12 protein-coding genes and 1 riboswitch are annotated in these 22,061 nt (G+C 32.4%); all 12 genes read left to right on the top strand.

The window, feature by feature from the left end:
- The 12 genes from gap (at window position 1) to ABWP20_RS00670 (ending at window position 22,020) form a co-directional block, all read left to right on the top strand.
- On the top strand, window positions 1–1,005 hold the full coding sequence (gap, locus tag ABWP20_RS00725; protein WP_353092741.1) for a type I glyceraldehyde-3-phosphate dehydrogenase: 1,005 nt from the start codon (window positions 1–3) through the stop codon (window positions 1,003–1,005).
- Window positions 1,006–1,081: 76 nt separating this feature from the next.
- Window positions 1,082–2,275: a phosphoglycerate kinase gene (locus ABWP20_RS00720; RefSeq protein WP_353092739.1), complete on the top strand. Its 1,194-nt coding sequence runs from the start codon at window positions 1,082–1,084 to the stop codon at window positions 2,273–2,275.
- A 21-nt stretch (window positions 2,276–2,296) separates the two neighbouring features.
- Window positions 2,297–3,040, top strand: coding sequence for a triose-phosphate isomerase (gene tpiA, locus ABWP20_RS00715; RefSeq protein ID WP_353092737.1), 744 nt, complete (start codon window positions 2,297–2,299; stop codon window positions 3,038–3,040).
- A gap of 12 nt (window positions 3,041–3,052) precedes the next feature.
- The gene (gene gpmI / locus ABWP20_RS00710) at window positions 3,053–4,585 is read left to right on the top strand and encodes a 2,3-bisphosphoglycerate-independent phosphoglycerate mutase (RefSeq protein ID WP_353092735.1); all 1,533 of its coding nucleotides are present in this window, start codon (window positions 3,053–3,055) and stop codon (window positions 4,583–4,585) included.
- A gap of 185 nt (window positions 4,586–4,770) precedes the next feature.
- The gene (gene eno / locus ABWP20_RS00705; RefSeq protein ID WP_353092733.1) at window positions 4,771–6,063 is read left to right on the top strand and encodes a phosphopyruvate hydratase; all 1,293 of its coding nucleotides are present in this window, start codon (window positions 4,771–4,773) and stop codon (window positions 6,061–6,063) included.
- A gap of 119 nt (window positions 6,064–6,182) precedes the next feature.
- Window positions 6,183–6,367, top strand: a riboswitch (cobalamin riboswitch).
- 136 nt (window positions 6,368–6,503) lie between these two features.
- Window positions 6,504–7,517, top strand: a complete 1,014-nt coding sequence (locus tag ABWP20_RS00700; RefSeq protein ID WP_353092731.1) for a DUF4430 domain-containing protein — start codon at window positions 6,504–6,506, stop codon at window positions 7,515–7,517.
- A 19-nt stretch (window positions 7,518–7,536) separates the two neighbouring features.
- The gene (locus tag ABWP20_RS00695) at window positions 7,537–8,214 is read left to right on the top strand and encodes an ABC transporter ATP-binding protein (RefSeq protein WP_353092729.1); all 678 of its coding nucleotides are present in this window, start codon (window positions 7,537–7,539) and stop codon (window positions 8,212–8,214) included.
- Between the two features lie 20 nt (window positions 8,215–8,234).
- The gene (locus tag ABWP20_RS00690; RefSeq protein ID WP_353092727.1) at window positions 8,235–10,064 is read left to right on the top strand and encodes a COG1361 family protein; all 1,830 of its coding nucleotides are present in this window, start codon (window positions 8,235–8,237) and stop codon (window positions 10,062–10,064) included.
- 3 nt (window positions 10,065–10,067) lie between these two features.
- Window positions 10,068–11,378, top strand: coding sequence for an ABC transporter permease (locus ABWP20_RS00685; RefSeq protein WP_353092725.1), 1,311 nt, complete (start codon window positions 10,068–10,070; stop codon window positions 11,376–11,378).
- A gap of 197 nt (window positions 11,379–11,575) precedes the next feature.
- Complete coding sequence (locus ABWP20_RS00680; protein WP_353092723.1) at window positions 11,576–12,487, top strand: hypothetical protein; 912 nt, start codon at window positions 11,576–11,578, stop codon at window positions 12,485–12,487.
- A gap of 70 nt (window positions 12,488–12,557) precedes the next feature.
- Window positions 12,558–16,895, top strand: a complete 4,338-nt coding sequence (locus tag ABWP20_RS00675) for an SGBP N-terminal domain-containing protein (RefSeq protein WP_353092721.1) — start codon at window positions 12,558–12,560, stop codon at window positions 16,893–16,895.
- 16 nt (window positions 16,896–16,911) lie between these two features.
- Window positions 16,912–22,020, top strand: coding sequence for an InlB B-repeat-containing protein (locus ABWP20_RS00670; RefSeq protein WP_353092719.1), 5,109 nt, complete (start codon window positions 16,912–16,914; stop codon window positions 22,018–22,020).
- Window positions 22,021–22,061 lie beyond the last annotated feature (41 nt).

Below are 22,061 nucleotides of genomic sequence, written 5' to 3'. Positions count from 1 at the left end.
ATGGCAATGAAGGTTGGTTTAAGTGGATTTGGTAGAATTGGTAGAGATGTATTAAGAGCTTATGCAGAAAATGGTGTAGACGAATTTGAAATAGTAGCAATAAACGCATCAGGTAATTTAGAAGACCTAGCTCATCTATTTAAATATGATACTATGTATAGAAAATTCAATGGCACTATAGAAGTGGCAGAAGATGGATTTATCATAAATGGTAAAAAGATTAAGGTAGTAGCTCATAGAGATCCAGTTGAAATTCCTTGGAAAGAACTAGGTGTTGAATTGGTAATTGATTCAACAGGTGCTTTTAGAGATAGAAAAGGATTATCTAAACATATTGAAGCAGGAGCTAAAAAAGTTATTATAACTGCTCCAGCTAAGGACGAGGATATTACAATAGTATTAGGAGTAAATGAAGATAAATATGATCCAGATAATCATCATATTATTTCAAATGCTTCATGTACAACAAACTGTCTAGCACCAGTAGCTAAGGTAATATTAGAGAAGTTTGGTATTAAAAAAGGCTTAATGACTACAATTCATGCTTATACAAATGACCAACAAATACTAGATAAAAGACATAAAGACCTTAGACGTGCTAGAACAGCAGCACAAAATATTGTTCCTACAACAACAGGAGCTGCAAAGGCTGTAGCATTAGTTCTTCCAGAATTAAAAGGAAAACTTAATGGTTTCTCAGTAAGAGTTCCAGTACCTACAGTTTCCATGGTAGACGTAGTATTTGAAGTAGAAAAGCAAGCTACAGCAGAAGAAATAAATAATGTATTAAAAGCAGCTAGTGAAGGAGAATTAAAAGGTATATTAGGATATTCCGATGAACCATTAGTATCATCAGATTATATTGGAGATTCTCATTCATCAATAGTAGATGGATTATCAACTATGGTTATAGATAACATGGTTAAAGTAGTTTCATGGTATGACAATGAGTGGGGATATTCTGAAAGAGTAGTAGACCTTGCAAAATTAGTAGCAAACAAATAATCTAATAAGTATCATTTTTGGTGCCAGGCACCAAAAATGATACTTATTGTTCAAATATTAGTGTGGGGGAATTAAAATGCTAAATAAAAAATCGTTAAAGGATTTAAATTTTGCAGGAAAAAAAGTATTAGTTAGATGTGATTTTAATGTGCCTATGGACGGAGAAGGTAAAATCACAGATGATATAAGGATAAAATCTTCACTGCCAACTATAAATTATCTAATAGATAAAGATGCAAAAGTTATACTCATGTCACATTTAGGCAGACCGAAGGGAGAAGCAAATAAAAAATATTCATTAAAAGCAGTAAGAGATAGATTAACAGAATTACTTAATAAGGAAGTTATATTTGCAGAGGACGATAGTGTTGTATCTAATACAGTTAAGAAACAAGTAGAGGCTATGGAAGATGGTGATGTTTTACTACTTGAAAATACAAGATTTAGAAAAGAAGAAGAAAAAAATGGAGAAGATTTTGCAAAGGATTTAGCTTCATTAGGAGATTTATATGTAAATGATGCCTTCGGAACTTCCCATAGATCCCACGCATCTAATGTAGGTGTATCCACTTATTTACCATCTGCTGTAGGATTTTTAGTAGAGAAAGAAATATCTGTTATGGGTAAGGCTTTAGAGTCACCTGAAAGACTTTTTGTAGCAATCTTAGGTGGTGCTAAAGTATCTGACAAAATAGGTGTAATAGAAAACCTTATAAATAAAGTAGATATAATAATAGTTGGTGGAGGTATGGCTTATACTTTTCTAAAGGCACAAGGACATGAAATAGGAAAGTCTCTATTAGAAGAGGATAAGATTGATTTGGCAAATGTATTATTAAAGAAAGCGAAAGACAATAATGTTAAATTAATGTTGCCAGTAGATGTAGTAGTTGCAAAAGAATTTAAAAATGATACGGAATTTAAAACTGTTGACATAGACAGTATACCAGAAGATATGATGGGTTTAGATATAGGTGAAAAGTCTATAGAATTATTCTCGAATACAATCAAAGAATCAAAAACTATAATATGGAATGGACCTATGGGAGTATTTGAAATGGAAAATTTCAAAAAAGGTACAGATGCTATTGCAAAGGCTATGGCAGAATCAGACGGTATAACTATAGTAGGCGGCGGAGATTCTGCTTCAGCAGTTGAAAAATCAGGTTATGCAGGTAAAATGACTCATATTTCCACAGGTGGAGGAGCTTCCTTAGAACTTCTTGAAGGAAAAATTTTACCAGGTATCGATGCAATAAGTGAAAAATAGTAAATAAAAAGGGGGATGAATATGCGAACTCCTATAATAGCAGGAAATTGGAAGATGAATAATACAATAAAAGAAGGTATAGAACTAGTAGAAGAAATTAAATCTCATAAATTAAACCAAGATGTTGAAGCAGTAATTTGTGTACCATTTATTTGTCTTTCAGAAATTAAAAAAGCTATTGAAAATACAAATATAAAACTAGGTGCTCAAAATATGCACTGGGAAGAAAAAGGAGCCTTTACAGGTGAAATTTCTCCAAAGATGTTAAAGGAATTGGATATTGATTATGTAATAATAGGTCATTCAGAAAGACGTCAATATTTTAATGAAACAGATACTACAGTAAACAAAAAAATAAAGACTGCAATTTCTTATGGCATTAAGCCAATAGTTTGTGTAGGAGAAACTTTAGAAGAAAGAGAAGCAAATATTCAAAATGAAATAGTAAAAAAACAAATACTAAAAGCTTTCGAAGACATAGAAGAAAAAGATTTAGATAATATAGTTATTGCCTATGAGCCAATTTGGGCTATAGGTACAGGTAAGACTGCTTCTTCAGATGATGCTAATAATATGATTGGCTTTATAAGAGAAACCATAGGAAGTAAATATAAAAATAAGAAAGATGTAATTAGAATCCAATATGGTGGCTCTGTGAAACCAAGCAATATAAAAGAATTAATGGATAAAGGTGAAATAGACGGTGCATTAGTTGGAGGAGCCAGTTTAGTAGGGAAAGATTTTGCAGATTTAATAAATTTTTAATTGGAGGACAATATGGCTAAAACACCAGTTATGCTAATAATACTTGATGGCTTTGGTATAGGTAAAGAATATGAAGGAAATGCTGTAAAACTAGCTAGTACACCTAATATAGACAGACTTTTTAGCGAGTGGCCAAATACTACTTTGGAAGCATCTGGATTAGCAGTAGGGCTTCCAGAAGGACAAATGGGTAATTCAGAAGTTGGACATTTAAACATTGGTTCAGGTCGTGTAATATATCAAGATTTAACGAAAATATCCAAATCCATAAAAGATGGTGATTTCTTTGAAAAGAAAGAATTCTTAGAGGCAATAGAAAATGCTAAAAAGAATAATTCAAAACTTCATCTTATAGGTTTAGTATCATCAGGTGGAGTTCATAGCCACAATACTCATCTTTATGCATTATTAGAATTAATGAAAAAACAAGATTTTGATAATGTATATATACATGCAATATTAGATGGAAGGGATGTATCTCCGACTGCTGGTAAAGAAGATATAGAAGAATTAATGAGAAAAATAGATGAAATAGGCGTTGGGAAAATAGCAACAATTTCAGGCAGATACTATGCTATGGATAGGGATAAGAGATGGGATAGAACAAAACTAGCCTATGATGCCTTTACTTTAGGAGAAGGAAATGAAAGTAATAATCCTATATTAGCAATAGAAAAATCCTATAGTGATGGTGTTACAGATGAATTTATTATACCTACTGTTATAAAAGACAATGGGGAACCTATTGGAACTGTAGATAATAATGATTCAATTATATTCTTTAATTTTAGACCAGATAGGGCTAGACAAATTACTAGGGCCTTCGTAGATAATGATTTTGATGGATTTGAAAGAGGTAAAAAAGTAAATACATTTTATATTACTATGACTGAATATGATAAAACAATAGAGAATGTAAAAGTGGCTTATAGTGACGAAGCACCTAAAAACACTTTAGGAGAGTATATTAGCAATAAAGGATTATATCAACTTAGAATTGCTGAAACTGAAAAGTATGCCCATGTAACATTTTTCTTCAATGGTGGTATAGAAGAACCTTATGCTAATGAAGATAGGGTGTTAATTCCATCTCCAAAGGTAGCAACCTATGACTTACAGCCAGAGATGAGTGCTATAGAAGTAAAGAATGAAGTGTTGAATCGTTTGAGAATGGATAAATATGATTTAATTATATTAAATTTTGCAAATCCAGATATGGTAGGTCATACAGGAATAGTATCAGCTACAATAAAGGCGATAGAAACTGTAGATAATTGTTTAGGAGAAATAATAGAACTTCTAATGGATAAAGGCGGTAAAGCTTTAATCACAGCAGATCATGGAAATGCAGAAGCGTTAATCAATGAGGATGGCAGTCCTATAACATCTCATACAAGCAATAAAGTACCACTAGTATTAGTAGGAGAGAAGAATGTAAGACTCCAAGATGGAATACTAGCAGATTTAGCACCAACATTATTAGAATTATTAGGAATAGATAAACCAATGGAAATGACAGGGAAATCGTTGATAATTAACAATTAACAAAGAGTAAAGAATAAGATTTTATCAATTAATAATTGTCAGAGAACAATTAACAGTTAAAACATTAAAGGCTCAATATTTTTTAAATAACTTGACTAGTTTCAATGCTTTTAAATTGCATACATGACCTTTGGCTATTAATCATTAATTGTTAATTGAAAATCGAAATCAAGGAGGAATTTATTTTGAGTATAATAGTAGATATCTATGCAAGAGAAGTATTAGATTCAAGGGGTAATCCTACTGTAGAGGTAGAAGTATGGACAGAGGATGGTGCATTTGGTAGAGCATTAGTTCCATCAGGAGCTTCTACAGGAGCATTCGAAGCTGTAGAATTGAGAGATGGAGATAAGGAAAGATTTTTAGGTAAAGGCGTTATGAATGCAGTAAATAATGTTAACGATATAATAGCAGAAGAAGTAATAGGTATGGATGTATTTGAACAAGCAGCAATAGATAAATTAATGATTAGATTAGATGGTACTCATAATAAAGGTAAATTAGGTGCTAATGCAATCCTTGGAGTATCTTTAGCAGTGGCAAGAGCAGCAGCAGATGAATTAGGAATGCCATTATATCAATATGTTGGTGGAGTTAATTCTAAAACATTGCCAGTACCTATGATGAATATTCTAAATGGCGGAGAGCATGCTGATAACAATGTAGATATCCAAGAGTTTATGGTAATGCCTGTGGGAGCTAAAAACTTTAAAGAAGCTCTTAGAATGGGTGCAGAAATATTCCATAGCTTAAAAGCAGTTCTTAAATCTAAAGGATTAAACACAGCAGTAGGAGATGAAGGTGGATTTGCACCAAATTTATCAAGTAATGAAGAAGCTTTAAAGACTATAGTAGAAGCTATAGAAAAAGCAGGATATAAACCAGGAGAAGAAATAATGCTAGCGTTAGACGTAGCAGCATCAGAGATGTATGATGAAAATAAGAAGGTTTATAACTTAGCAGGAGAAGGCAGAGTTCTTACTGTAGAAGAAATGATAGATTATTATGAGGAATTAGTAAATAAATATCCTATTATATCCATTGAAGATGGTTTAGCAGAAGATGATTGGGATGGATGGAAACTGTTAACAGATAGATTAGGTAAGAAAATTCAATTAGTAGGTGATGATTTATTTGTTACAAATACTGAAAGATTGAAAAAAGGTATAGAATTAGGTGTTTCAAATTCAGTACTAGTAAAATTAAATCAAATAGGTACATTAACCGAAACTTTAGATACAATAGAAATGGCAAAAACCAATGGATATACAGCAGTTATATCCCATAGATCAGGAGAAACTGAGGATACTACTATAGCAGACTTAGCAGTAGCAACAAATGCAGGTCAAATAAAAACAGGAGCTCCTTCAAGAACTGACAGAGTAGCTAAATATAATCAACTACTTAGAATAGAAGATATGCTAGGAGATGAATCAGTTTATAAAGGAAAGAAAACATTTTATAATATAAAGAAATAATACAGACATTAAAGGTTCCATAATAAATTATAGAACCTTTAAACATATATTGATAAATTTGTACCAAAAGATATTGATTAAAGGAAAAATATGGTATATAATGAAGTTAATTCTGAAAATTAAATATAAAGTGTTTAGGTTCTTTGTATAACAAAGATTAAAAGGGAATCGTGTGAAAATCACGAACGGTCCGGCCACTGTAAATGGAGAGCAATCTTTTAAAATACCACTGGAAAATCTCTGGGAAGGTAAAAGAAAGCAACGACCCATAAGTCAGGAGAACTGCCTAAGTAATATTTTCATTAGCCTTCCAGGATTGAGGCGAGATGTAACGACTGTATATTGGCATGTAATTATACTTGTATAAAATGTCTTAACCTCTGGAGGTTAAGACATTTTTTTATTTATATAATTTATATAGTTAAGAAAAGAGGGATAATATGAAAATAAAAAAGAAGAATATTTTTCTCTTATTATTACTGTCTGTAGCAATCATTTTAGGTAGTTTTCAAATCATTGGAATAGTCAAAGACTATTTTTCTATTAATAAGGCATTCGCAAAATCAAATACTTTAGATATTGAATATTGGATTGACCATAATTCAGAGGAAAATCTTGAAGAACAGGAATCAGATTCACTTTTAGTACAGTTAAGAAATCAAAACAAACAAGATGCTGATTTATCACAAGGGGATTCTGAAGATATAGAGTCAGATATAGATGTTAAAGAAAAAGAAGAATCCACATGGCAAAAATTATTAAAGTCTAAGGAAAAGGATAAAAAGGTTACTCAAAATCTAATTATAGATGAAACAAAAAAAGATAAAGATAGTGGGAAAAATCAACCTGAAAAAGAGGAACCAATAAATAAATTTCAGGAGGAAATAAATAAATCACGAGAAAATGCAAAAAAGAAGGCTGAAGAAACTGAAAACAAAAAAGAAAAAGAAACTAATAAATCCACTGAAGAAGAAAAAGCAAAGGCAATAGCAGAAGCTAAGAAAGAAAAGGAGAAAAAAGAGAGGGAAGAAAAGGCAAAGGATAAAAAGGATAATATAGTAACTATGCATATTAGATGTGATACGGCAGTGGCAAAAGGGATGGCAGATGATCCTAAATGGCAGGGCATAGTTCCTCCTAGTGGAGTAATATTATCGACTACCAAATTTAAAATAAAAGAAGGAGATACGGTTTTAGATGTACTTATAGCAGCAAAAGACCAATATAAATTTCATATGAAATATATAGGCAATGGAGCCTCTGCCTATATAGAAGGCATAAATAATCTTTATGAATTTGATGGAGGACGTTGGAGTGGGTGGATGTATAGTGTAAATAATTGGTACCCAAACTATGGAGCTGGAGTATATACACTTAAAGGCGGAGATGTTATTGAGTGGAATTATACATGCGATTTAGGAAAGGATTTAGGTCAAGATTGGCTAGGAAATTAAGATTAGAAGGTGAAAATAATTGGGTGCATATATGGAATTAATAGATGTTCACAAGGAATTTATACTTGGGAACAACAAAATAAAAGCAGTAGCTGGAGTAAGTCTATCAGTACATAAAGGTGAGAGGTTAAGGATTTCTGGCAGGTCAGGCTCTGGAAAGTCTACGCTTCTAAATTTAATGGCAGGACTTGAAAAAACCACTTTGGGAAAGATAATAATTGATGGGAATCATTTAGAACAGTTAAACGAAAGGGATAGGATTAGATATAGAAGAAAAAACATAGGATTTATATTTCAATCTTATAATCTTCTGCCCCAATATACAGCATTGGAAAATGTTGCGCTTCCTTTAATATTAAGGGGGATGGCACCAAAGGAAAGACTTGAAAGGGCAAAGGAAATTATGGAGCGTGTAGGTATATATTCCCATGCAAAGCATAAGCCAAATGAAATGTCAGGAGGACAGCAGCAAAGAGTGGGAATCGCAAGGGCATTAGTTACTAATCCCCATATAGTATTTGCAGATGAGCCTACAGGAAACTTAGACACAAGGACCAGTGAAGAAGTAATGGACTTATTGATAAATTTTTTTATAAAAGAAGGGACAACTTTTATACTAGTATCCCATGATGAAATAGTAGCAGATTATACGACACGGACCGTATATTTAGAAGATGGCAAAATAATTAATTCATAGGTAAATGAGGGGGAAAATAATTGAATCACAAAATAACTACATTCACAAGATTAACAATATTTTTAATAATTATATCATTTGTACTTATGGGAAGATTATCTGCCATTTATGCAACAGATACATCAAATACATCAAATACAAATACGAAAACAAATATAGGTCAAGATAAAATTGAAGTTAGTGATAAAAAGGCAATTGTATTAGCTGATACTGGGGCAAAAACAGTCAGTGGAAATCCAGGAGATAAAATATTAATAGAACTTCCCTTAGCAGTAAATAGGGAGTATATACCAAGTTTAAATTACATAATAAGAAATATAACTATAGAACCAGTAATCCCAACGGAGAGATCAGAAATAGAAAATTGGCCCTTTGAAATTCAAAATGCAAGTTATATAAAACAAATAAAGGATATGACGTATAACAGTAGAGCAGATGTATTTTACGATTTCGAGATTTCTAAAACAGCACAAAAAGGCACTTATCCTATACCTTTTTTAGTAAATGCAACAATATGGAGAAAAGATGATATAAATGGAACTCAAATAAAGGAAGATGTAGAGTTTGAACTTATTACATATATAAAAGTAACTGATGATGGAAGCGAATCTAAAGTAACAAATCAATTAGGAGCATTGAGTATAGCAACTGTTGATAGAGATGGCTCTATTATTCCAGCTCCATCAGGAGATGCAGGACAAAGGATAAAATTAAAACTTCCATTAGTTAACAATGGAGGAACATTAACAGATATAAATATTACCCCTGTAATATCCAACTCATTAGAAGAATGGCCTTTTGTAGTGGAAGTAATTAACTATGGAAAAAAACTGCCTAATATGGCTCATGGAGATATAGTAAGTTTAGAATATGAATTTAAAATATCAGAAGAAGTTTCATCAGGAGCAAAACCAATAAATTTTAGGGCAACATATAAAGAAAATGGGACGCCAGAGGAAAGCCTTTTTTCTGCATATGTTAATGTGGCTAAAGGAAAACCAAAAGAGGACCCAAAGGAGTTACCAGATTCTATTCCAAAGTTAATGGTAATAGGGTATACTACGGAACCAGATATAATTTATTCAGGAGAAACCTTTGATTTAACCTTGGAGTTTAAAAATGCTTCAAAGAATAAAAGTATAGAAAATTGTCTCATATCTCTAACTTTAATTCAAGATGAATTAATGCCGGATTCAGGGAGAAGTGACAGTGCCTATATTGATTATCTAGGGGCTGGAAAAGTGGCAAGACGGACATTTAACTTAAAAGCGCTGTCAACAGCTACAAATCCAACTTCGACGATTGTAGTAAATATGGATTATGAAACGTCTAAAGTAAGTCCAGGTTCACAGATTCAAGGTATAGTTCTGGAGATAAAACAAGAAGTAGATATATCTATAGAATCACCAACAATATATGGAAATGAAAATAGAATAAATGAACCAATAGCTGTCACTATTCCAATAGTCAATAAAGGGAAAAGCAAAGTATATAATCTCCAAATAGATGTTGAAGATGAGAATATATCTATGATAGAAAAATTCTATGGCGGAGATTTACTTCCTGGAGCCAAAAGCAGTGCTGATTTTCAGATTCTATGTCATAGAGCAGGCGAAATAGAGGGGACTTTCATCATCACCTATGATGATATAGATGGAGTAGAAAATGTACAGGAATTACCTTTTAAAATTGATATCAAAGACGAGGATTATTTAGGAAATAAGGTGATTGAGGAAGAAATAAAACCAGAAAATGGACAGGCTAATGTTATAGTGGTTACTGGAGGAGTAGGAATATTGACAGCAATGGCAGGCGGAGCCTATTATTTTATAAAAAAAGGTAGGTGGTAGGCTGTGAGAATAGCAGATTTTTTCTATATGGGATTTATAAATCTCTGGAGAAGAAAGATAAGGACTATTTTAACTGCCTTAGCAATGACAGTAGGAGTAGCATGTATAGTTGTATTGATATCTGTAGGAATAGGATATGATAAAACCTACAAAGAGTCCATAGAGAAAATGGGAAGTCTGACAAAAATAGATGTTATGCCTCCCCGAGAATCGAAGGGAAAGGTAGCATTACTAAATGAAAAAGCAGTACAGTCATTTAATAAACTAGATGGGGTAGAGGTGGCAACTCCAGTATTACAAGTAGTGCCTTATTTAAAAAGTGGCAAATATATAGCACCTATTAAATTATATGGAATAGATATGGATACTGCTTCTAACTTTCAACTTATACCATTGGAAGGGGAACTTCCATTAAAAGGCACAAGAGTAAGACCAGAAATAATGGTGACTGATGATGTACAAAATTCCTTTGCAGATCCAGAAACATGGGAAGTAATAGAAAATGAAAACATTAAGGAATTAGTAAATCCTATGAAATCCAATATTAGAATGGCATTTGATTATGAAACATTAATGGGACAATATGAAGAAGGGAAAGATGGCAGAGCTATTCCTAGAGGCATAAATTATCAAGCAATAGTAACAGGAATATGCAGCAATCAGAACCATAACTATACTACATCAGGTTTCATAGAATATAAAAGACTAGAAGAAATAATGAAGGATAACAAAGAATATCTTCCTTCGCTACCAGATGATGATGAAAACGAAGTATCTAAACTTCAAACATATCAGATGGTATGGGTGAAAGCAAAGGATACTGACTCAGCACAGGAAGTAATAAATATAATTAGGGCAGCAGGATTTGAGACGTATTCCCTAAACGATATGTTGGAGTCAGTAAAAAAACAATCAAGACAAATTCAAGGTATGCTTGCAGCAATAGGGGCAGTTGCCCTTTTAGTAGCAGGTATTGGGACAGCCAATACTATGATGATGGCAATAAATGAAAGAACTAAGGAAATAGGTATCTTGAAAGTATTGGGAAGTGAATTAACTGATATATTGAAAATGTTTCTTGTGGAATCAGCAATTATTGGTGTAATAGGTGGAATAGCAGGATTATTAATGAGCTTTGGACTAAAAAATCTATTACCGGTATTGCTTAGTGAAATGGAAGTACGTTCTATAATTCCATTGTGGTTGGCAGTAGGTGGAGTAGCCTTTGCAGGAATAGTCGCTGTACTTAGTGCATTAATTCCAGCTATAAAAGCAATGAGAATAAGTCCACAAGTAGCTATTAGGGCAGAATAAATATATATATTTATTTATTATATTAATTCTACATTAAAGGGGGGGTTGCCATGGTAATATAGTCATTTGATTAAATATGACTATAAACAATATTTAATCATGGTAGCTAATGTTAGGAAAATTATCCTAACATCAAGAGAAAAGTAAATAGAATAAGCTATTTACAAAAAAACAAATTCTAAAAAGGGGGAAAAAAGATGTTTAAGAAATTCATGAAAAGTAGTAAAATTTTAAGTTTGATGTTAGCGTTAATTATGGTATTTGGTTTGACAAGTACTGTATTTGCAGCAGGGGATGGAATTCTAGATATTTGGGCTGTTAATGGTGACATCCATGCAGAAATGAATGCAGTAGAAGTAGGGGATGTAACTAGATATACTGGATATATAGAATTTCCAGAAGGATCAACTCAAGATTTAAGTCAGGTTGAAATTGAAGTTGATTTTAATCAAGATTTATATGATTTAGAAGTAGATGGAACTCCTTATACTCCAAATATGAGTGTGGATTTTAGTGAGGGGTATGTAGATTTTGTTCTGAAATCAGGCAGTGCAGTTTATAGAACCTATCAAATAAATGCAGGTATAGATGGTACAAATGTTTTAATATTTGTAACATTTGATTTGGAAAATGTAAATGATTGGTTAGACGGAACTTATATAAGTCCTAATACAGGAGGCTATGTAGTTCCTACGGCAGCAGCTTATCCTGCAGCAGCAGCTAGAGTACAGAATGCAGTGGATGGATTAGAAAGTGGTTCATTATTCATACCAGTAACCGCAAATATAGGGGAGTCAGCAATGGATGTATTCCAAAAGGCAGTAGATGGAACCAATCTTAATGTAATCGGTATAAACAGCGGCTATGTAAGTGAAATTGGAAGAGGCACTGATCCGACTTTACCAGATCTATTATTCCAAAAAACAGAAGGGGAGCCAGATTTCCCATCATGGGATTGGGAGAAGGACAGAACAGGCTGGATATATCTTATGAATAATGAGGTTGCTAATATAGGAGCATCTCAATATATTATAACAGCTAGCGATAGTACCTTAACATGGGGATATACCTTTGACTGGGGTATAGACCTAGGAGGACCAGAGTGGTAGAAGATGAATAAGGGATAAGGGGCTTATGCCCCTTCCTTTTTACATAAAATAAAAGAATAGGAAGATTTATATGAAAAGTTTAAAAAAAATTAAAAAGCTATTTAGTATTTTCTTAGCAATTCTAATTTTATTTTCATCCATTGAGATATCCTTTGCTTCAATTAGTGGGAGAGATTGGGTAGTCTATGCTTTTCGATCAATAGAATCTAAAGAACATTTTAGCCCGGGAATGATTGTTCCAGATAATATATTAAACACTACTGGAGCGATCAATATAAACGCTACTTTTATTCCCATAAAGGTTAAGGAAGCCACCATAACAAAGGCGAAAACATATGCATATAGCAATTCACAAAATGGAAATTGGAATCAACTGCCATTGGGAGAACTAGTTATTGATGGACAAAAGCATAACCATGAACTACCTGTAAAGTATCTTTATAGATTTACCTATGACAATGATACCAGGGAAGACTTTATGCCTGTATGGCTTATGGAGAATTATGATAAAAGTCAAAGAGTAGACCCTAAAGAGGTAGAGAATTTAAAGGAGGATTTTACAGAGGCTTTAGATACAATTAAGTCCTTGGCAGATAAAATTGCCAGACAGGGGGAACCTAAAAAGCCGGGGGATTATCACCCTATGCATAAAAATTATGCCGCAAATGCAATTCGAGAATGGAAACAGATACTCTTAACAACTACGAATTCCACAGAATTCAGCCAGTTTCTTTCCAGAGAGAAAATAGAAGCGTCTATTCCACTACTTTATGATGTAGTAAAATATATAGAATCCCATAGAATAAATGAACCGGAGATATTTGACTTTAAAATCGATAAATATTCAGGTGTAATTGACAAGGAAAATTCTTTGGTGAATCTATATGTTCCGGAGGGAACAGAGCTGGATAAATCTCAGGTGGAGATTATCACACCTGATTGGGTAATTGGAAGGTATAAATCTGGAGATTTTGAAATAGGAAGTTCTGCAATTTATTCTATAAGACCTATAGATGCGTCCCATGACAAATATATAGAATACTATGGTTTAAAGGATTATAGTCATATGGAAAAGGAGTGGACAGTCAAAGTATTGAAAGAAGAACCTAGACTGCTGATTAACTCTTTAAGCTATACCAGTGAATATGGAGAAAAAATAGATGGGATAATAGGGGAAGATAGCATAGACCTAGATATACCATTTTATATTGATTCACAGAAACTATATCTAGATATCTATCATACAGGTAATGAAGCCTATTATATAGATGAAAACAATGATGAAATTAAAATTGAAAAAAATAAAAATGTAAATATAGAAAAGATAAATAGTATAAAAATCCTAAAGGACGATTTAGAAAAAACATATACTTTAAATGTAACTTTAGAAAGGTCTCATAATAATGAAATCCTTTATTTTGGTATAGATGACTATAATGTAAATATCGACCATGATAGTGGAAGGATTAATATTACAGTGCCCTATGGAACCGATATTACTGCTTTAACACCAGATATTGAGATAGATTATAGAGCCAGTGTAGTTCCAAAGTCTAAAAAAGCGCAAAACTTTACAAATCCTGTCATATACACAGTAACATCTGAATCAGGGAGAACTAAAGAATATGAGGTAATTGTATCCCATGGTATTGCTTCTTCTGAGAATAAGATATTATCCTTTAAAGTAGGAACCATAGATGGGAAAATAGAAGAAAATAATATTACAGTAGAAGTTCCAAACACAGTAAATTTAAGTAATATAAAACCCTTTATAGCGATTTCTCCAAATGCAAAAGTAAAACCTGCCAGTTCAGAGGAAGTGGATTTTTCAAAGGGACAAATTGATTATACAGTAACTTCCCAAAATGGGGAACAAAGAGTATATAAAGTATCCGTAATCCATAGTCAGGAAGAAGCCGTTGGTCCTGATAAAGAATATATGAACAAACTTAAACAATTAAGGGACAATATATACAATAAATACAAAAAGGAAACAACTCGTGAAGATTGGGAATGGATGAATATAGGATTCTACGAAGGTGAAAAGAATGGCACCTCTGATGGAATAAGGAGAAAGACTGAAGATTTACCTCAAAGATTTAACATGTATGATGAAATAGGAGAATTATCCAGCATTAAAATTACGGATTTTGCCAGATTTGCTATGACTTTAACTGCTATGGGAGTAGATGCTACTAATCTGGAACCATTCCAAATTGATGGTAAACCCTTTAAGACGGACTTAGGAAAGCCTTCTGGGAAAGAAGTTATTAATATAATGGAGATGATGTATAACGGAGGTATTGGTGGTATAAACGGAGGTATTTTTTCTCTTATAGCCTTTGATATGGGAAATTACTCCATACCTGCCAATGCTGATATTACCAGAAAGGATTATATTAAATTTCTGTTAAATCATGAATATGGTTCTGATCCCTATGGAATTGATATGGTAGCCATGTTGATGCAGGGACTATATCCATATCAGAATCATCCTGTCTATGGTGATGAAGTAATGGATAAATTAGAAGAAGGGGTAGAGTTATTCTTAGGGGATAAACGGGGAGGAAAATCAGTTAAAGGAGTAGAGCCATTAAATGATGATTTCTTAGGGATTTCATGGAAAGATGTAAACAGCGAATCCACATCTCAGGTTATCATATCCTTATGTTCCATGGGTATCGATCCTTTTTCAGATTATAGATTTTCCAGAGGGCCAGAGGATAATATGATAGTCAATTGGATCAATAAATTTGCTACTCCTACAAGGGATGGATTTGGACATACTGATAATAGTTATAATTTTATGGGAACATATCAAGGAATGTATGCCCTTCAATGGTATATTAACTTTATAGAAAATGGGAGAAAACCCTATTCATTATATTATGATGTGCCCTTTGATTTTAGCAAGAAATTTAGCAGCGAAGCGGAAATTGAATATTTTGAGCTATTAGGAAAAGAAGGACTTATAGATTATGAAACTGACATCATAACAATAGATCTTCTAGAAGATATATCTAATGAAGAACTAAAAGACCAGATACCTATAATAAAAATATCTGAAAGAGCAACGATATCTCCTAAAATAGGAGAAAAACAAGATTTTACTAAGGATGTTGAATATAGAGTAACTGCGGAGGATGGAAGGACGATAAAAAAATATACAGTAAAAGCTAAAAGGAAAGAAGGAGTAAAGAACAGTAAGAAAAACATAGAAGAAGGTAAAGTAGAGGGCTTTCCAGATGCTAAGATCGAAATAGATAATCAGAATAAAAATATAAAAATAGAGCTTCCAGTAGGTACTAGTAAAGAAATATTAAAGAAGCTTAGAATATCTTTTGGCCATCAGGGAATAAACATATCTCCTGATGGAAATGAACCACAAGACTTTACTAGAGACGTTGAATACACAGTAACAGCAGAAGATGGAACTACCAAAGTATATGAAGTGCAAGTTTATATTAAGGAAGAAGCTCCATTTTGGTTTACTAAATTTGTATTGAGGGGTGTAGGAGGGAAGATAGATAAAGACAATAAAAAAATTCATTTTAAATTACCTTTTGGAACTTATGTAGAGGAAATATATATAAATGAATCAAAATTTGAACCAAATGATTCTAATACATCAGTAAGACCAGGATTGGGACAGCCACAGAATTATGATGAGAACAATAAGGTATCTATAAATCCATATCCACCTTTACCATCAAATGAAACAATAGATTACGGGGTTGATATAGAATATATATCTCCTTCAGGAAATAGTAAAATTGAAGAGTTTTTAGTACCAGGTTTAGAAACTACTATAAAGGGAAATACCATAGAGCTTAGATTACCAAAGGGTATAGATAAATACGATATTAATGATTTAATACCTAAAATTAAATGGACTGGAAAGACCATGGATCCAGAGCCCAATAAAGAAAATAACTCTTTAAGAGATTATTACAAAGATTATGTACTAACAGATGAGGATGGAAATATAAATCTATATACTGTTAAAATTATGGAATCAGATAGGGATTCAGATAATGGGGGTTCTACAGGGGGAAATGATGTAGATAAGAATAAAGAAAAAGAAGAAATGAAAATAGAATCCTTTAAGATAAAAGGAATAGAAGGAGAAATAGATAATGTCAATGGAAGGATATATATAGAACTTCCATATGAGCTTGATTTAAGAAATCTATCGCCAATTATAGGGATATCTAAGGGAAGCAGCATATACCCTGCATCAGGACAACCATTAAACCTTAGACGTTCTGCTAGATTTACATTAAGTGATGGAAAGAATATGAAAGAATATAAATTGATTATCATAATATCAGAACCAAAACCAGCTACAAAACTATGGGAATATATTGACGATTATGGTGATACAGTAGACTATCAAATTGTATATTAGTTTAATGGAGGAGAATATGAAGAATTTTATTAAGAGGGTATTGATATTCGCTTTAGTATTTATAAACATGATGAATATAAATGCAGTATTTGCAGAAACGGAAAAGATAAATTTGACCATAAGGGCAGTTGTAAATGATAAAAAGATAGATGAATTGATAAATGCAGGAATGGTAGTAGTAAAGGATGGAGAGGAAGTATTAGAAAACAACGTAGAAGTAAAACCGGGGACAACAATAACAATAAGGGCAGTAGACGGAAATAAAAGCTTTTTTAAGGAATGGAAAAGACCTACTGGTGTGAATAATCAAGAATTTATTAATCTGTTTGGAGCCTCAAATAAGACTCCAGAGTTGACATTTATGGTAACAGAAGAGTTTAAAACAAGAAATATAAAAACCATAGAAGCCAGTTATAATCATTTTATTGAAATAGATCCAAGCGGAACGGACTTTGGAAAAGGGACTGTTGATATTGAAGTGACAGGAAAGGGAACTGGCCTTTACTCGACGAAGAATGGATACCCTTTAGGACAAAATAATGATAGAGTAAAATTTAAAGCTGATGCAAAATCGGGATATGAATTTGAAAAGTGGGAGTTTATATGGGCAATGCCCATAATAGGATTAGGGGCGGCATCAAATAAAGATGTGAAAGAAACTGATGCTGAAATAGAAATAATTCTCCCTGCAATACCTAAACTTTCTTCCTTCCCTCAGAATTATCTTCCTGTAATAGCTCATTTTAAAGTTTCAGAAAAACAGGGCTACAGGATATCCTTTAACACAAATGGAGGAAGCGCTATAGAGGAGCAGCTGATAGATGAAGGAGAAAAAGCTGTAAAACCAGCAGATCCTACTAAAGAAGGATATAAATTTATAGATTGGTATATAGATGAAGCATTAGAAAATGTATTCAACTTTGATACAGCTATTTCAGATGATATAACTCTATATGCAAAATGGAAAGAAGAATTAATAAAAAAATATACTGTAACCTTCAACGCCAACGGTGGCAACAATATAGCATCAATAGAAGTGGAAGAAGGACGGAAACTTACAAAACCAACTAACCCAATGAAGGAAGGTTATAAATTTATATCTTGGTATGAAGATTCAAGTTTAACTAAGGAATTTAACTTTAATACAGAGATAACTAAAGATTTAACTTTATATGCAAAATGGGAAAAGGAATCAGCAAAAGAATATAACATAAACTTCAATACTAATGGTGGAAGTAGTATAAATTCAAAGAAGGTAACAGTAGGAGAAAAAGTTGATAGACCATCAGATCCTACTAAATCAGAAAATAAATTCATGGGCTGGTATGAAGATTTAAACTTAACTGAGGAATTTAGTTTTGACACACCAATTACCAAAGATATAACTCTATATGCAAAGTGGAAGGATAATAATAAAGCCTTAAATCCTAGTGATTATATAACTAATATAAAAATCCCTATTAGTCCAAAATCTCCAGACATAAATACAGTTTTTTTTCATAAGTATGAGCTTGAGGATGATAAAATACTTCTATATATAGGAAAGGATTCTTCTTCTTGGAAAGATCCGACTTATAATGCATTTCTAGGATTTACTGATCCAAGTAATGGAATTAGTAGATTAATGAATAATAGGCTTGTTATAGAAACGACAGGCATAAAGGAAATAAAAGTTGATAATTTTGCAAAGGATGAAATTATCAATTTGGATAATGGTAATACTCTTGAATATATGAGTATTAAAAATTTTAAAGAAGATGCAGATACTTGGAGTCAAGGTATATGGTTTAATAATTTTGGTAATAAGGTCATAACAAAGGATAAAGAGGGAAATATTACTCGAGAAATTAATACATCAAGATTTGATAAAGATAATCCTCCTGAATTTACTTTTATAACAAATGATGGAGATAAATTTCAATTAACTTGGGAAGTCATCAAGGTAAAGGCGGATATGGAGGAAGAACGAATCGAGCTTACAGTAAAAGCCTCTGCTACAACATATAATATTTATGACCCAGAAGTAAAAGCTGGTATTCTTCAAGGGAATGAGCTAATAGGATATAAGGAACTTAAAAAAGAGGATAGAGTTCGTATAAAAGCAGAAGACGGTAACAAAAGTTTTTTTACTAGATGGAAAATATGGAGAACGGAAGATATTGATATAGATAATAAATTAAATATACTTTTAGGAGAAGATATCACAAGTAGGGAAATAGAATTTGATATAGGAGATTATGCCTTTGAATTGGCAAAAAACTATAAAATAAAAATTGAAGCACTATATAAGACATATACTATTATAGATACAACTCAAACATCATCCAAGGAAGGAAATGTAGATATTTTAGTATTTGATACAGGCCTAAATGAAAGGAAAGACTTCAATTCAAAGGACGGTTTCCCTCTTGCGGATACAAAGGATATAATAGAGTTACGAGCAATACCTGAAGCTGGATATGTCTTTAATAGATGGGAATTTATAACTCCTGGTGTTGCAGGGACAGGTACTAAAAATCCTAATGTGAATTTAAATTCTCCGGTCATTCAGATTGAGCTTCCAGAAATGATTTCGGGAGGTGATCCTGAGAAGAACTATAACCTTAGACTTAAAGCTGTTTTTTCGGAAAATACTAAAAATATTGAAGAAATACTAGATATGGAAGATGAAGAATTCATCCAAGGATACGATAAATATCAATTGCCTTCAACGGTTAAGGTAAGATACTCTGACGGAAGCGAAGGATTTGAAATTATAAACTGGGATCGATCCATAGAAGTAGCTATATTGGGAGAAAATGTATTCATAGGTAGCGTTGCAGGTACAGATAAGACAACGGAGCTTAAAGTCATTATTAAGAAAATCATAGACATCAAGGAAGAGTATAAAATCCAAGAAGTGATGGTTTATAATAATGATTTCTTTGGTGTTGGCATGGATTATTATCTTCCAACAACCGTTAGCGTAAGATTAAATGATAATACTGAGAGGACTATAAATATTGAAAAATGGGAAGGTACAAATGTATTGGGAGGAATTAACGGAAAATATCGGATTTCCTACTATCAACATGGTACCTATAAAGCAAAGGGTACAATAAAAGGTTTTGATGATAAAATTGAATTAACACTAAATGTAGAAAGGGAACTGGAGAAGTCAAAACTGAAGGTTGAATTTGACCCCAAAGGTGGTAGTTTAATCCCTGCACAGGAAGTAAAACAAGGAGAAACTGTTTCTAGGCCAGCTGATCCAACTAAAGAAGGATATAAATTCATAGGTTGGTATGAAGATTTAGAATTAACCAGAGTATTTAATTTTGACACACCAATTACCAAAGATATAACTCTACATGCAAAATGGGAGGAAGAACCATTACAAGAAATCCTAGAAATAAAATCTGTAGAACTAACAAAAGATGGACAAACTATTTCCAAGGGAATTATAAAAGATAAAGAAATTACCTTGGAACTTCCAGAGGGTTTTGATGAAATCATAAATCAGGGGAAATATATGCTGAAAATAACTGGTACAGAAGGAACACGTATCACTCAAGATAAAGGCCATGATGCTCCTATAGAAGAATGGACTGCTGGAGTAAGTAACAGTATTATGCCAGGACAATCGGTAAAATTTGTTATATCTAAAGGAGATAACTTTGTAGAATATATTATAAAAATAGTGGAACCTACAGTAAAAAAATATACTGTAACTTTCAACACCAATGGTGGCAACAATATAGCATCAATAGAAGTGGAAGAAGGACAGAAACTTACAAAACAATCTAACCCTACTAAAGAAGGATATAAATTCATAGGCTGGTATGAAGATTCAAGCTTAACTAAGGAATTTAACTTTAATACAGAGATAACAAATGATTTAACTGTATATGTAAAATGGGAAAAAGAATTAGCAAAAGAATATACAGTAATCTTTAATACCGATGGGGGAAATAGTATAAATTCAAAGAAGTTAACAGTAGGAGAAAAAGTTTCTAGACCATCAGACCCTACTAAAGAAGGACATAAATTCATAGGCTGGTATGAAGATTCAAATTTAACTAAGGTATTTAACTTTAATACACCAATTACCAAAGATATAACCCTATATGCCAAGTGGGAGAAAGCAGAAAAGTCAGAACCAGAAAAACCAGTTGAAAAGAAAGATGCTAAAATCCTTAGCTTTAAATTATTAGGTATAGAGGGTTCGATTAATCATTCCACTGGAAAAATATATGTGGACCTTCCATATAGAACAAGTTTGAGGAATTTAACTCCTGTAATTACCTATTCAGAGGGGGCAACTATTTCTCCAGATATGGGAGTAGCCAAGGATTTTGACCGTATAGTGAGGTACATAGTATCTGGTAATGATTTTAATCCAAAGACTTATGAAGTAGATGTTTCTATGCCAAAGGAAAAGGAGTATGAGGAAATAATCAATAGAGATCCAGATTGGTATAGAGATAGAAGAAGATCAAGAAGAGATGAAAAAGACTGGTATGAAATAACTCAAGAGATTAAGAAAGAAAGATTAAAAGAAGAAGAAAGAAAAACAAGATCAGAAATTAGGGACGAGGCATTAGAGGAAGTCAGGAAGATTACAGCACAGAGTGAAAATATAAGGAGAGATTTATCCTTTACTCAATTTAGTAATTATATGGAAGTAAGATTAAATATAATTGGAATGAATGATTTATATAAAAATAAAATAAATATTCCAGCAGGTGTATTAAAGAATCTAAAAGAGTTAGAATTTGATTATCTAAAATACAATACAGGTTCATTGGGAATAAGAATATATCCAGCTATGGATAGCCCTGATGGAGTATATATAAATATAAAGCCTGCACCAAATGAACCATATAATAATATTCAATCTGCTTGGTCTAAGATAAAAGGGGCTGGAAGGCTATTTGAAATTGAAGCAAATTCAACAAAGGCTGGACTTTCCATAGAAATGAGATTAGAAAAATTTCTGCCAGCAGAATATATAAGGGTTGTAAAATACAATTATATGAAGAGACAATTTGAAGATTTAGAACCTGAAAAATGGTCAATAATAGATGGATATATTCATATGCAGCAAGTATCAGGGGGAATATATGGGGTTATTTACAAGGGATAACGAATAAGGATTAAATAGTTTGTAAAATAATTAAATAAAGA

The sequence above is a fragment of the Tissierella praeacuta genome (assembly GCF_040396155.1).
GTDB classification, from domain to species: Bacteria; Bacillota; Clostridia; order Tissierellales; family Tissierellaceae; genus Tissierella; species Tissierella praeacuta_A.
This window is presented reverse-complemented; position numbering and strand designations above follow the sequence as displayed.

What these genes read in the sequence shown, in the direction of transcription:
- gap (WP_353092741.1), top strand. Translation starts at nt 1, where the DNA reads ATGGCAATGAAGGTTGGTTTAAGTGGATTTGGTAGAATTGGTAGAGAT.
- ABWP20_RS00720 (WP_353092739.1), top strand. Translation starts at nt 1,082, where the DNA reads ATGCTAAATAAAAAATCGTTAAAGGATTTAAATTTTGCAGGAAAAAAA.
- tpiA (WP_353092737.1), top strand. Translation starts at nt 2,297, where the DNA reads ATGCGAACTCCTATAATAGCAGGAAATTGGAAGATGAATAATACAATA.
- gpmI (WP_353092735.1), top strand. Translation starts at nt 3,053, where the DNA reads ATGGCTAAAACACCAGTTATGCTAATAATACTTGATGGCTTTGGTATA.
- ABWP20_RS00700 (WP_353092731.1), top strand. Translation starts at nt 6,504, where the DNA reads ATGAAAATAAAAAAGAAGAATATTTTTCTCTTATTATTACTGTCTGTA.
- ABWP20_RS00680 (WP_353092723.1), top strand. Translation starts at nt 11,576, where the DNA reads ATGTTTAAGAAATTCATGAAAAGTAGTAAAATTTTAAGTTTGATGTTA.
- ABWP20_RS00675 (WP_353092721.1), top strand. Translation starts at nt 12,558, where the DNA reads ATGAAAAGTTTAAAAAAAATTAAAAAGCTATTTAGTATTTTCTTAGCA.
- ABWP20_RS00670 (WP_353092719.1), top strand. Translation starts at nt 16,912, where the DNA reads ATGAAGAATTTTATTAAGAGGGTATTGATATTCGCTTTAGTATTTATA.